Source organism: Streptococcus sp. CF7_Ac1-12, from assembly GCF_024295905.1.
Classification (GTDB): Bacteria; Bacillota; Bacilli; order Lactobacillales; family Streptococcaceae; genus Streptococcus; species Streptococcus mitis_AP.
In genome coordinates, this window is sequence record NZ_JANCPG010000024.1 from 1 (window position 1) to 12,166 (window position 12,166).

General features: G+C 39.6%; 15 protein-coding genes. 8 read left to right on the forward strand and 7 right to left on the reverse strand.

Annotation, left to right across the window (positions count from 1 at the left end; translation table 11 throughout):
• Positions 1-513: LPXTG cell wall anchor domain-containing protein (locus NMM17_RS09290; RefSeq protein ID WP_254754316.1), on the forward strand; the 513-nt coding region annotated here is incomplete at its 5' end.
• Between the two features lie 113 nt (positions 514-626).
• On the opposite strand, the gene lysS is transcribed toward NMM17_RS09290, so the two are convergent.
• From lysS to NMM17_RS09315, 5 genes are all read right to left on the reverse strand, one after another.
• Complete coding sequence (gene lysS, locus NMM17_RS09295; RefSeq protein ID WP_254754317.1) at positions 627-2,117, reverse strand: lysine--tRNA ligase; 1,491 nt, start codon at positions 2,115-2,117, stop codon at positions 627-629.
• A 127-nt stretch (positions 2,118-2,244) separates the two neighbouring features.
• Complete coding sequence (locus NMM17_RS09300) at positions 2,245-2,871, reverse strand: histidine phosphatase family protein (RefSeq protein ID WP_254754318.1); 627 nt, start codon at positions 2,869-2,871, stop codon at positions 2,245-2,247.
• On the reverse strand, positions 2,871-3,353 hold the full coding sequence (locus tag NMM17_RS09305; protein WP_254754319.1) for an aminoacyl-tRNA deacylase: 483 nt from the start codon (positions 3,351-3,353) through the stop codon (positions 2,871-2,873). The genes NMM17_RS09300 and NMM17_RS09305 overlap by 1 nt, the downstream gene beginning before the upstream one ends.
• Positions 3,353-4,195 carry a DUF368 domain-containing protein gene (locus NMM17_RS09310; RefSeq protein ID WP_049512272.1) on the reverse strand — a complete coding sequence of 281 codons (843 nt, stop codon included), beginning with the start codon at positions 4,193-4,195 and terminating at the stop codon, positions 3,353-3,355. Before NMM17_RS09310 ends, NMM17_RS09305 begins: the two co-directional genes overlap by 1 nt.
• 94 nt (positions 4,196-4,289) lie before the next feature.
• Positions 4,290-5,090: a glycoside hydrolase family 25 protein gene (locus tag NMM17_RS09315; RefSeq protein ID WP_254754320.1), complete on the reverse strand. Its 801-nt coding sequence runs from the start codon at positions 5,088-5,090 to the stop codon at positions 4,290-4,292.
• 154 nt (positions 5,091-5,244) lie between these two features.
• Here NMM17_RS09315 and glmU point away from each other — a divergent pair, with 154 nt between their 5' ends.
• From glmU to NMM17_RS09350, 7 genes are all read left to right on the forward strand, one after another.
• A complete protein-coding gene (glmU, locus tag NMM17_RS09320; RefSeq protein WP_254754321.1) occupies positions 5,245-6,624 on the forward strand; it encodes a bifunctional UDP-N-acetylglucosamine diphosphorylase/glucosamine-1-phosphate N-acetyltransferase GlmU in 1,380 nt (459 codons plus the stop codon).
• Positions 6,625-6,633: 9 nt separating this feature from the next.
• A complete protein-coding gene (locus tag NMM17_RS09325; protein ID WP_000393816.1) occupies positions 6,634-7,179 on the forward strand; it encodes an NUDIX hydrolase in 546 nt (181 codons plus the stop codon).
• 11 nt (positions 7,180-7,190) lie between these two features.
• The gene (gene macP, locus NMM17_RS09330) at positions 7,191-7,502 is read left to right on the forward strand and encodes a cell wall synthase accessory phosphoprotein MacP (RefSeq protein ID WP_084927356.1); all 312 of its coding nucleotides are present in this window, start codon (positions 7,191-7,193) and stop codon (positions 7,500-7,502) included.
• A 16-nt stretch (positions 7,503-7,518) separates the two neighbouring features.
• Positions 7,519-8,211 (forward strand): 5'-methylthioadenosine/adenosylhomocysteine nucleosidase, encoded by a 693-nt coding sequence (locus NMM17_RS09335; protein WP_254754322.1) that lies wholly within the window; start codon positions 7,519-7,521, stop codon positions 8,209-8,211.
• Between the two features lie 76 nt (positions 8,212-8,287).
• The gene (gene rocS / locus NMM17_RS09340; RefSeq protein ID WP_000021242.1) at positions 8,288-8,779 is read left to right on the forward strand and encodes a chromosome segregation protein RocS; all 492 of its coding nucleotides are present in this window, start codon (positions 8,288-8,290) and stop codon (positions 8,777-8,779) included.
• 97 nt (positions 8,780-8,876) lie between these two features.
• A complete protein-coding gene (locus NMM17_RS09345) occupies positions 8,877-9,467 on the forward strand; it encodes a 3'-5' exonuclease (RefSeq protein WP_254754323.1) in 591 nt (196 codons plus the stop codon).
• Positions 9,468-9,475: 8 nt separating this feature from the next.
• Entirely contained in the window at positions 9,476-11,239 is a 1,764-nt protein-coding gene (locus tag NMM17_RS09350; RefSeq protein ID WP_254754324.1) for a glycerophosphoryl diester phosphodiesterase membrane domain-containing protein, read from the forward strand.
• A gap of 72 nt (positions 11,240-11,311) precedes the next feature.
• On the opposite strand, the gene NMM17_RS09355 is transcribed toward NMM17_RS09350, so the two are convergent.
• Both NMM17_RS09355 and NMM17_RS09360 read right to left on the reverse strand, forming a co-directional pair.
• Positions 11,312-11,611 (reverse strand): YbaB/EbfC family nucleoid-associated protein, encoded by a 300-nt coding sequence (locus NMM17_RS09355; RefSeq protein ID WP_000981526.1) that lies wholly within the window; start codon positions 11,609-11,611, stop codon positions 11,312-11,314.
• A 193-nt stretch (positions 11,612-11,804) separates the two neighbouring features.
• On the reverse strand, positions 11,805-12,047 hold the full coding sequence (locus NMM17_RS09360; protein ID WP_000710764.1) for a type B 50S ribosomal protein L31: 243 nt from the start codon (positions 12,045-12,047) through the stop codon (positions 11,805-11,807).
• Between the last annotated feature and the right edge of the window lie 119 nt (positions 12,048-12,166).

The following is a 12,166-nucleotide window of genomic DNA, read 5'->3' on the forward strand; positions in this document are numbered from 1 at the left end:
GTGAAAGTGAAATTACCTGATGGTCGTATTATTACAGTGGAAGTTCCTGTAACAGTAACACCTAAATCACAAAATGGTGGAGGAGTCATTGCTCAAAATGGCGGTTCAACTGTGCAGATTGTAACGGAATATCTTGATGAAAATGGTAATCGAATTACTTCAGATAAAGAAGGAAAACACAATCCAATAGAGTTGGAAGGATATGAATTTAGTCATTCAACAACGGATGCTAAAGGAAATACACTACATCACTATAAGAAAGTGACAAACCCAATCAATCAAGAGCAACCAAGCTTCCCAGAGACTCCTACAACTCCAGAAAAACCAGTAGCTACTCCAGTTCAGACAAGTTCTACAGATTCTAAACCAGTAGCTGTTGAAACAGCCATAGCCAATGATAAGAAGGAATTACCAAATACTGGTACAGAGGATAAGGCTGGTCTAGCTAGTCTTGGACTTCTTGGAATGTTGAGTGCATTCGGACTTGTAGCTCGTAAGAAAAAAGAAGACTAAGAAAGAAAAACTTCCTTTCTAAAGTTCAATAGAAAAATAGACTGAGGTGAAAACTTCAGTCTATTTCTTTTGGCTATGAAAAAATCCCCTGGCAAGTACCAGAGGATAAGGGATTATTTCATTGTTGGGAAGAGCAATACATCACGGATAGTGGTTGTATCAGTGAGGAGCATGCAGAGACGGTCGATACCGATTCCCAAACCACCTGTTGGTGGCATACCGTATTCAAGAGCCTCAATGTAGTCATAGTCGATACCGGTTGCTTCATCGTCACCAAGTTCTTTGGCTTTAGCTTGGGCTTCAAAACGGCTAAGCTGGTCGATTGGGTCGTTCAACTCAGTAAAGGCATTACCGTACTCCTTAGTCATGATGAAGAGCTCGAAACGGTCAGTAAAGCGTTCGTCTTCAGGATTTTTCTTAGCGAGAGGAGATACAGCTACTGGATGTCCATAGACAAAGGTTGGTTGGATCAAGGTTTCTTCAACATACTCTTCAAAGAAAGCATTGATGATGTGGCCAACTTCAGTGTAGTGTTTCTCAACTGGAACTTTCTTTTCAGCAGCGATAGCTTTGGCTTCTTCCAAAGTCATATCTTGCCAGAAATCTACACCAGTAATTTCTTTGATGGCATCCACCATGTGAACTCGTTTAAATGGTTCGTTAATCTTGATTTCAGTTCCTTGATAGTTAACTGGACCATCACCTTTGACTGATTTAGCAGCGTGTTGGATAATACCTTCAGTCAAGTCCATAATGTCTTGGAAATCTGCATAAGCTTGGTACACTTCGATAGAAGTAAACTCAGGGTTGTGAGTAGCATCCATTCCTTCGTTACGGAAGATACGTCCGATTTCGTAAACACGTTCCATACCACCAACGATTAGGCGTTTCAAGTGAAGCTCAGTCGCGATACGAAGTACCATGTCAATGTTTTGGGCATTGTGGTGGGTGATAAATGGACGGGCAGCAGCACCACCAGCTTCGTTGTGAAGAACAGGTGTTTCCACTTCAAGGAAGCCTTTTTGGTCAAGGTAACGACGAATTTCAGAGATGATTTTTGAACGAGTGACAAAACGCTCGAAGCTTTCACGGTTCGAAATCAAGTCAAGGTAACGTTTACGGTAAATTGTTTCAACGTCTGTCAAACCATGGAATTTTTCTGGAAGTGGACGAAGTGCTTTAGACAAGTGAGTGATGTGAGTAGCTTTGATAGAGAGTTCTCCCATATCTGTACGCATCACTTGGCCTTCGACACCAAGGAAGTCACCAAGGTCTGCTTTTTTGAAGATTTCGTAGTTTTCTTCACCGACAGCATCCTTACGAACGTAGATCTGGATTTGACCTTCGCGGTCTTGAAGGTGGGCAAAACCAACTTTACCTTTACCACGTTTGGTTACCAAGCGTCCTGCGATAGTAGCTGTTTCATTTTTATCATGTAATTGTTCTTTATCAAGGTCAGCAAATTTATCTTTTAATTCTTGTGAATTTGCAGTGCGTTCAAAGCGTTTTCCGAAAGGATCGATTCCTTGTTCACGAAGCGCAGCCATTTTTTCACGGCGAACGATCTGCTGGTCATTTAGTTCTTCCATATGTTCTGTTGACATGGGATCCTCCTAGTTTTACTCAAAATTGAATACGATGAGTCATTTTTTGCGATACTCCCATTTTATCATAAATAGCCAAGAAATTCACGGATAATCTTTAAAAACTAAAAAGAACTTGACGCTAAAATCAAGTTCTTTGTTGATATGAGGTATCATTCCACGTATCGAGAGTGAATGTTTCAAAATCATGGGTTTCAAGAATGGTTAGGCTGGCATTTGCTAGACCGCCATCTTTACGAAGAAGAGGCTCTTTATAACCTAAAAGAGTACGAAGACTAGCAGTAAGATTGGCGCCGTGTCCGACAATTAGAATACATTCAGCTGGACTATCTTTGAGTGATTTGATAAATTGGATGGTCCGTTGCGTGGTGCTATAGAGGGATTCAGCTCCGAACATTTGAGTGTCAAACTTGGCAAGATTTGAACGGAAAGCCTGGATTTGTTGCGGGTAAATAGCTTCCAAGGTTGCAATCTTCAAACCTTCCAACTTCCCCAGCTGCCATTCACGAAGATTGGGAACGCTTTTTAAAGGACAGGGAGTTTGAAGTTGGCTTTGGATAATCTCAGCAGATTTGACAGCTCGAGGTAAATCACTTGAATAAATCTGATCAAAAGGGATATCCTTGAGATACTGGCCAAGTCGTTTTAGGGTGTCAATGGATTCAGGAAGAAGGGGAGAATCGCCACTAGCACCTTGAAAGCGTCCTTCCTGATTCCAGACCGTACGGCCGTGGCGGACAAAGTAGAGTTTCATTACTTGCTGTCCTCCAAGATATCTGCAAAGTCAGCCTTTACAAAGCTAGCCAAGTCTTGTGGTGCGATGATAATACTGTGACCAAGTTCTCCAGCGGATACAATCATTTGATCCAAGTCTAGAGCAATCTTATCGATAAAAATGGGATAATTATGTTTCTGATGAATACCGACAGGATTATTGGCTCCGTGAATGTATCCTGTTGTTTTTTCCAAGTCCTTTTGTGGAACCATGCTCACTTTTTTATTGCCAGAAAATTTGGCTAGTTTCTTTTCAGACAAGTGTTGAGTGATAGGCACAATTCCGATAATCGGTCCTGTCTTGTCTCCTAAAAGAGCCAAGGTTTTGAAAATCTGATTTCGTTCATAACCTTGCGGAAGTTCTCCTTCAAGCGCATTGATTTGAATCCCCTGATGTGGGATACCTGCTTTGGACAGGATTTGTTCCACCAATGTTTTTTTGATTTTAATTTTTTTTGCCATTATTTATACTTATCCTCCAATTGGCTCATCCAAATACCCAGCCAGATTCCTAAGGCAAAGAAGAAGGCGATGATGACATACCCAACAAGTGAAATACCGGTATATTGGATACTTTCAGCGTTCCCTGCATTTGGAATCAAGATCAAAAGGGTACTTGATAGGACGATTCCGATGATGAAATGATAGACACGTGAGTGGTAGTTATTTAAGGCATAATCCATCAATTTTGAAAAAATGATGAGAGTGGCACCTGCTCCGATTCCAATCGGGAAGAAGGTTCCCAAGAGGTCAAAGGTTTTGAAACCTGTCAACATAGGAGCATAGAGTCCCAAAATTAAAAGTAGATTTGATGGACTGAGACCAGGAACCAATACACCAAGAGCCAGTAGTGCACCTGCTAGGACGAAATTAAGAAAGCTGGCACTTAAGGTTCCAACGACGAAATTTAAGGCATAGAGACCTAGTCCAGAAATGATAAAGGTTGCCCAGAACCAAGCTAGATCAATCTTGTCTCTGTCAGATTCTCGAGTCGATTCTTTGAGGAGGCTAGGAACAGTACCAATAATGGCACCTGCAAAGCTCCATAAGACAAAGACCTGATAATTTTCAAGCAGGTATTCAATCGGGTAAGAAAATAAGCCTATTCCCAAAAGCATACCGATGGCAACGGGAATAAAGTACAAAACATTTTCTTTAAAGTCTTTAAAGGGATGGGCCAGAAAGCCAATCATCCGTTCATAAATTCCTAAGATCGCTGCTAAAACTCCTCCAGAAATTCCCGGTAGGATAAATCCAAGAGCAATTACAATCCCTTTAATAAGGCGTGCTAACCATGAGAGCATATTTTTCCTCCAACTATTTCTATTTCAAAAACTCCTTACTATATTGTATCATAATCAAACACAAAAAGAAAAAGCAAATGGTAAACAAATGCTTTTAAGGTTTTAAAAATAGTTTTCTAAAGGTTTCTTCTTTGTTTTTTAAGGAAGAGATGACGTTGATATCCAAATCGTGGTCAAAACCAGCAATTTTTCCTTTAGAAGTGTACTGGTGGATGTCGTAATCTAAATCAGTTTTTGGAGTTGCCTCGTAAAATCCTGAGTCAGAACCATAGGAAGGAATCCAAACAGACGTAAACTTGTCTGTATCAATACTGTGTTCTTCCATGAAGTAGATTCCGACGTAGATTCCGATGTTTTTAGCACCCAGTGATTCTAGCTTTGCTCGGAAAGCTTCAACACCCTCGTTCATATTGGACATGGTTTTTTCTTCCACGTCTAGCCAATAGTAACTTGGACTGTATGGCGAAGAGGCGTTATAGAATACCTCGGCAGCCTTTTCCATCTCTTGGACATTTTTTCCAGCAACATAAGCATAGACACCAACTGGGACATTTCGTTTTTGAAATTCGGTGATATGGGTTTTAAAGGCCTTATCTACCCCATTAACAAAGGAGGCATCGTTCTCTTTGGACGTTTGAGCGCCACTATGGACGCGAACAATAGCTCCAGAAATGTTTTGGGACAGAGTATCGTAATTGATTTCCTCAGGACGCTGCCAACCAGAAACATCAATTACCGGTTTATCTATATTGTGTAGCGCTTGTGTTTCTACTTGCGCGATATTTGACTTTGTTTTTACAGGATGGTCTTCAAAACGAGGGCGATTCAGGATTAAAATGAAAATCATAATCCCAAAAAAAACAAATAAAATAAGCGGATTAATTTTCTTTCTCATATCTTACAATTTTACCTTAAAAATGAAAAAAAATCAAAAAAATACTCAAAAAATGGGTTAAGGAAAGGACTTTAGAGCATTTTTTCATTCAAGAGCGCGGAATGATTTGAAATATGGTATAATAAAAGGGAATTTCTAGAGAAAAGAGAAGATTATGTCAAATTATGCCATTATTTTAGCAGCGGGTAAAGGGACTCGCATGAAATCTGATTTGCCAAAAGTGTTGCACAAGGTTGCGGGTATTTCTATGCTGGAACATGTTTTCCGCAGCGTGGGAGCTATCCAACCTGAAAAGACAGTAACAGTTGTGGGACACAAGGCGGAATTGGTTGAAGAGGTCTTGGCTGGACAGACAGAATTTGTGACTCAATCTGAACAGTTGGGAACTGGTCATGCGGTTATGATGACAGAGCCAATCTTAGAAGGTTTGTCAGGTCACACCTTGGTCATCGCAGGAGATACTCCGTTAATTACTGGAGAAAGCTTGAAAAACTTGATTGATTTCCACATCAATCATAAAAATGTGGCCACTATCTTGACTGCTGAAACAGATAATCCTTTTGGCTATGGACGAATTGTACGTAATGACAATGCTGAGGTTCTTCGCATTGTGGAGCAGAAGGATGCTACAGATTTTGAAAAACAAATCAAGGAAATCAACACTGGAACTTACGTTTTTGACAACGAGCGTTTGTTTGAAGCTTTGAAAAACATCAACACCAACAATGCTCAAGGCGAATACTATATTACAGATGTCATTGGTATTTTCCGTGAAGCTGGTGAAAAAGTTGGTGCTTATACTTTGAAAGATTTTGATGAGAGTCTTGGGGTAAATGACCGTGTAGCTCTTGCGACTGCTGAGTCGGTTATGCGTCGTCGCATCAATCATCAACACATGGTCAATGGCGTTAGCTTTGTTAATCCAGAAGCAACTTATATCGATATTGATGTTGAGATTGCTCCTGAAGTTCAAATCGAAGCCAATGTTACCTTGAAAGGCCAAACGAAAATTGGTGCTGAGACTCTTTTGACAAATGGAACGTATGTAGTGGATAGCACTATCGGAGCAGGAGCTGTCATTACTAACTCTATGATTGAGGAAAGCAGTGTTGCAGATGGTGTGACTGTCGGACCTTATGCCCACATTCGTCCAGGTTCAAGTCTAGCTGCCCAAGTTCATATTGGTAACTTTGTTGAGGTGAAAGGTTCTTCTATCGGTGAGAATACCAAGGCTGGTCATTTGACTTATATCGGAAACTGTGAAGTGGGTAGCCACGTTAATTTTGGTGCTGGAACTATTACAGTCAACTATGACGGCAAAAACAAATACAAGACAGTCATTGGTAACAATGTCTTTGTTGGTTCAAATTCAACCATTATTGCGCCAGTAGAGTTAGGTGACAATTCCCTCGTTGGTGCTGGTTCAACTATTACCAAAGACGTTCCAGCAGATGCGATTGCTATTGGTCGCGGTCGTCAGGTCAATAAAGACGAATATGCGACTCGCCTCCCTCATCATCCTAATAATCAGTAGGAGTCTGTCATGGAATTTGAAGAAAAAACGCTTAGCCGAAAAGAAATCTATCAAGGACCAATATTTAAACTGGTTCAAGATCAGGTTGAATTACCAGAAGGCAAGGGAACTGCCCAACGGGATTTGATTTTCCACAATGGAGCTGTCTGTGTTTTAGCAGTAACGGATGAGCAAAAACTCATCCTGGTCAAGCAGTACCGCAAAGCCATTGAGGCAGTCTCTTACGAAATTCCAGCTGGAAAATTGGAAGTAGGAGAGAACACAGACCCTGTAGCAGCAGCCCTTCGTGAATTAGAGGAAGAAACAGCCTATACAGGGAAGTTAGAACTCTTGTACGATTTTTATTCAGCCATTGGTTTCTGTAATGAAAAACTAAAACTATACCTAGCAAGTGATTTGACAAAAGTGGAAAATCCGCGTCCGCAGGATGAAGATGAAACCTTGGAAGTCCTTGAAGTGAGCCTAGAAGAAGCCAAGGAATTGATCCAATCAGGTCACATCTGTGATGCCAAGACAATTATGGCTGTTCAATACTGGGAATTGCACAAAAAATAGAGGAGGTCAGTATGGGTAAACCTTTATTAACGGATGAAATAATCGAAAGAGCTAATAGAGGCGAAAAAATTTCAGGTCCTCCTTTGCTAGATGATGAGGAGACTAAGATTTTACCAACCTCTTCTTCCCGTTTTGGTTATGCCAATCCTAAGGATCATGGTTTTAGCCAGGAAACCTTGAAGATTCAGGTCGAACCGTCTATTCATAAAAGCCGTCGCATTGAAAATACCAAGAGAAATATCTTCAATTCTAAGTTAAATAAGATTTTATTTGCAGTCATCTTTCTCTTGATTTTGCTTGTCTTAGCAATGAAACTTTTGTAATAGAAAAGGAATTGAAATGAAAATAGGAATTATTGCGGCTATGCCAGAAGAACTGGCGTATCTGGTCCAGCATTTAGACAATGCCCAGGAGCAAGTTGTTTTAGGGAATACCTATCACACAGGAACCATTGCCTCTCATGAAGTCGTTCTTGTAGAAAGTGGAATTGGTAAGGTCATGTCTGCTATGAGTGTGGCGATTTTGGCTGATCATTTCCAAGTGGATGCTTTGATTAACACGGGATCAGCTGGGGCAGTAGCAGAAGGTATTGCTGTTGGAGATGTTGTGATTTCTGACAAATTAGCCTATCATGATGTGGATGTCACAGCTTTTGGCTATGCTTATGGACAAATGGCGCAACAACCGCTTTATTTTGAATCAGATAAAACCTTTGTCGCCAAAATTCAAGAGAGTTTATCTCAATTGGATCAAAACTGGCATCTTGGTTTGATTGCTACAGGAGATAGTTTTGTTGCAGGAAATGATAAGATAGAAGTGATTAAGTCCCATTTCCCAGAAGTTTTAGCTGTTGAGATGGAGGGTGCAGCTATTGCTCAAGCAGCGCATGCTCTTGATCTTCCAGTCTTAGTCATTCGCGCTATGAGTGACAATGCCAACCATGAAGCAAACATCTCTTTTGATGAGTTTATTATCGAAGCTGGACGTCGCTCTGCCCAAGTCTTATTAGCCTTTTTGAAGGCTTTAGATTAAGCGGAAATTTGACAGTTTTTCTAGCTTATGATAAGATTTAAGTAAAGAAAAGCTAGAAAACGTTTCAGAGGATATTATGAGTATTGAAATGACCGTCAGTGAGATTGCAGAGGTTTTAGGATTATCTCGTCAAGCAATCAATAACCGTGTCAAAGAATTACCAGAAGAAGACACAGATAAAAATGACAAAGGGGTAACGGTAGTTACCAGAAGTGGCTTGATTAAGCTAGAAGAAATCTATAAAAAAACGATTTTTGAAGATGAGCCTGTCAGTGAAGATGTCAAGCAACGTGAACTGATGGAGATTCTGGTTGATGAGAAGAATGCAGAAATTCTCCGTCTTTATGAACAATTAAAAGCCAAGGATCGTCAGTTATCAGAAAAAGACGAGCAGATGCGTATCAAAGACCGTCAGATTGCTGAGAAAGACAAACAACTCGATCAGCAGCAACAATTGACCCTTCAAGCTATGAAGGATCAAGAAAATCTTAAGCTAGAGCTGGACCAAGCAAAAGAAGAAGTCCAATCCACTAAGAAAGGCTTTTTTGCTCGTTTATTTGGAGGATAATCAAGGAGCTGTTTAGGTTACATGCTAACCTGATGGCTTCTTTTGTTTGTGAATGCTATAGTTGCTTAGAACAAAGATAGTAGAGGAGAAGGATAGAATGGAACGATTAGAAGATTACATTGCTTTTGACTTAGAATTTAATCAGCACGAAGGACAAACACACCTAATTCAAGTATCGGCAGTGCGTTTTAAAGATGGTCAGGAAATCGACGCCTATGATTCCTATGTTCATACCAGCGTTCCCTTAAAAAGTTTTATCAATGGTTTGACAGGGATTACGGCTGAGACCTTAAAAGATGCTCCACCAGTGGAGAAAGTCATAAAAGAATTCCAAGAGTTTGTGGGTTCTTTGCCAATGGTAGGTTACAATGCTGCTAAAAGTGATTTGCCTATTCTAGCAGAGCATGGTTTAGACTACAGCCAGCAGTACAAGGTGGATTTGTATGATGAAGCTTTTGAACGTCGGAGTTCGGATTTACACGGTATTGCTAATCTCAAGTTGCAAACTGTTGCCTCATTTCTTGGATTTCAAGGTCAGTCTCATAATAGTTTAGAGGATGCTCGTATGACGGCGCGTGTTTACGAGTCCTTTCTAGAGTCGGATCAAGCTAGAGAATTGTTAGGGACAGAAAGTAGCCTTTCAAACAATCCTTTTGGAGGCCTGGACTTGTCTCAATTATTTGACTAGGAGTACCTATGAAACCTGAAAAACCTAAAAATCTAGGTTTTAAGCAGATATACTTTAATCTAGATAAAATACTCTTTCTTTTCTTTTTGACTTTCATGATGATTGAGTTTGTCTGGTTACCACTTAATTCTTGGATTGCTGGACTGTTGCTCCGTCAGACAGGCTATCTCTTTCTTTCCTACAACAATATTTTTGCCATTATAACGGGTTCACCCTTTATTAGTCTTGCTTTATTTGTTCTGGTAATTGTTAATTTATTGGTCGCCTATTACCAGATAGGACTTCTCTTTATTGGTGCTCGGCATTTATTATGCCATGAAAAAAGGACCTTGCTGGAGTACAGTCGTAAGGTCTTTCGCCAAAGTTTCTTGTTTATGAAGCAAGTGACGCTTTCCAAAATAGCCTTTATCTTCTTTTATGTCATGATGCTCTTTCCATTGATTCGAAAGATTTTAAAGATTTATTATCTTAATAAAATTGTGATTCCGGAATTTATTGTAGCCTATGTAGAAGATAAATATTGGTTAGTCGGTTTGGTAGTCACTGTTCTGGCCTTACTACTGTTTTACATTTCAGTGCGTTTCATGTTTTCCCTACCTCAGCTTTTATTTGAGAAGAAAACAGTCAAAGAAGCAGTCAGATACAGTCTAGAAAAGACAAGAAAGTACTCCTGGTTTTATACTTGGAACTTGCTTTGGATTGTCGTCAAAACCTACCTATTTTTCATTCTTTTATTGATTCCAATCTTGGCAAGTCAGGCACTGATGGATGGTCTGACTCATAAGGAATCTCTTGTACTGGGAATTATCAATTTTGTCTTGATTAAGAATTTCCACTATATGGCCTTGACCTATTTTCTCATTAAGTTTGTTTCTTTTTTGACAGGGGAAGAATTAGAAATCACACCAAGGAGAAAGAAAGACCACTGGATGAGATGGGGAGTGATGGGCTGTGCTTGTATCTTTTTCGCTCTTGAGGGTTATGTTTATTTAGAAGCTCCAGTTTCACATAAACCTTTAATCATTTCTCACAGGGGAGTATCTAATAAGAATGGTGTCCAAAATACTGTCCAATCTCTAGAAAGGACAGCCCAACTAGGTCCAGACTTTGTTGAGACGGATGTTCAGGAAACAAAAGATGGCCAGTTTGTCATGATGCATGATGCCAATATCAAGAAATTGACAGGAGTTAATGCCAATCCTCAGGATCTCACTTTGGAAGAATTAACCAAACTCAATATTTCAGAAAATGGTTATCATAGCAAGGTGTCCAGTTTTGATGACTATCTCAATAAAGCCAATGAATTGCATCAAAAACTCCTCATTGAAATTAAAACCAGTCGAAAAGATAGCCCAGATATGATGAAACGCTTTATGGAAAAATATGGAACTGTTCTTAAGCAGAATGGTCACCAAATGCAATCCTTGGACTACCATGTGATTGACCAAGTTTTAGCCTACGATACTCAAATTCCAGTCTTTTTCATCCTACCTTACAATAGTATCTTTCCAAGAACAAAAGCCACAGGTTACACCATGGAGTATTCAACCTTGGATGAAAATTTTGTCAATAAGCTTTGGAATACGGATCAGAAATTGTACGTGTGGACCATTAATAGTTCAGAGTCCTTTGATAAATCTGTTCAGCTAGGAGCAGATGGCATGATAACAGATGACTTGGAAATGATTCAAGATCAGGTTACCATTGCCCAAGAAGACCCAGAGTACACTGAATTGCTTTTCAAACAGGCCATGGAATTCTTTAATTTTTAGTAAGCAAAAAGAGGAACAATTGTTCCTCCCATGATAGGCAAGTATTCTCTTGAATGCTTGTTTTTCTTATGCTTAGAATGGCAATTTTCCAGCGAAAGCCCCCAATTTTTTCTTGGTCGTTTCATCAATTTGCTCAAGAGCAGAGTTGATGGCTTGAACAGTCATATCAGAAAGAGTTTCAAGGTCTTCTGGATCAACGACAGCTGGATTGAAGTCAATGCTGACAACTTTCTTGTCACCAGTTAAGGTCGCTTGGACAAGGTCTTGAGCAGATTTGCCAACAAATTGCATAGCAGCAAGTTCAGCTTGGCTTTGTTCCATTTGTTTTTGAAGTTTTTGTGCTTGACGCATCATGTTTTGCATGTTCATCATGGTGAATTGTAGTTTCCTTTTATCTTATTTTCTTTCCTATTTTATCAATTTTGGGGTTAAAAGTCTATTGTTAGTATAAATCCTCCAACATTAAATTACCAAAGAGATTTTCGAAGAGTACGAGTCTGGAACATGAAAACAGCAGTTAATTTCAAGAAAGAAAAAAGAACAGCCGAAACTGTTCTTTTTATCATTATTTGAGACCGTATTTTTTGTTGAAACGATCCACGCGTCCATCTGCTTGAGTGAACTTTTGACGTCCAGTGTAGAATGGGTGTGAGTCTGATGAAATTTCCACACGGATCAATGGGTAAGTTTCGCCTTCGAACTCAACTGTTTCGTTAGAGCGTTTTGTTGAACCGCTAAGGAATTGGTAACCAGTAGTTGTGTCCATGAAGACAACTGGGCGATATTCTGGATGGATATCTTTTTTCATTTTGCAATATTTCCTTTCTGCCATGGTCTCTTTGCGAGCCATAGATTGTTACCATACTAGTCTATCAGATTCTAAAAAGTTTGGCAAGTATTTTATCAGTTTTTAAGAAAGTTTTTTAA